Origin of the sequence: Streptomyces sp. DH12 (assembly GCF_020873895.1) — a bacterium.
Taxonomy (GTDB): Bacteria; Actinomycetota; Actinomycetes; order Streptomycetales; family Streptomycetaceae; genus Streptomyces.
Map to the genome: position 1 here is coordinate 1 of NZ_JAHWGT010000792.1, position 486 is coordinate 486.

Annotated in this window: 1 protein-coding gene; it reads right to left on the minus strand. The window is 73.3% G+C overall.

All coding sequences use genetic code 11. The features are described from left to right. Positions 1–372, minus strand: a 372-nt coding sequence (locus LPA54_RS37090) for a hypothetical protein (RefSeq protein ID WP_228984868.1), incomplete at its 3' end; no start/stop codon positions are given. Between the last annotated feature and the right edge of the window lie 114 nt (positions 373–486).

The window sequence follows — 486 nt, forward strand, 5'->3', positions numbered from 1 at the left end:
CTCCAGGTCGCCGCCGAGCGTGCTCCGCAGCGCCTCGACCGTCCCCTCCTCGCCGACGGCGACCCACTTGCGGCCGACGAGGTAGTAACCGCCGTAGTCCTTGGCCGTGTTGAGCCACTCGCGCTGGCCGCGGTCGGTGGCGAAGGTGGCGAGGACGTACTTCTCGCCGCCCTTCTCGCACAGCGCCTGCCGGATGGTGTCGGCGTCGGTCTGCATGTCGGGGTCGCACTTCGCCTCGGCGGCCAGCTTCTCCAGGCTGCCGGTGGCGGTGGGCGGCACCTCGTGCTCCCCGTGGCCGCCGGACCCGCAGCCCGCCAGCGCCAGGGCCGCCACCGCGCAGGTCAGCGCGAGCTTCGGTCGGGTCACCCTCATGTGTTCCTCCGGTCCTGACGGCGACATCGTGAGGCGGCGACATGCCGCACAGAGCCCCCGCACGGGGCCCTCGGCATTCGATACGGCTGCGGCGCGCCCGGCGCTCAATCGCCG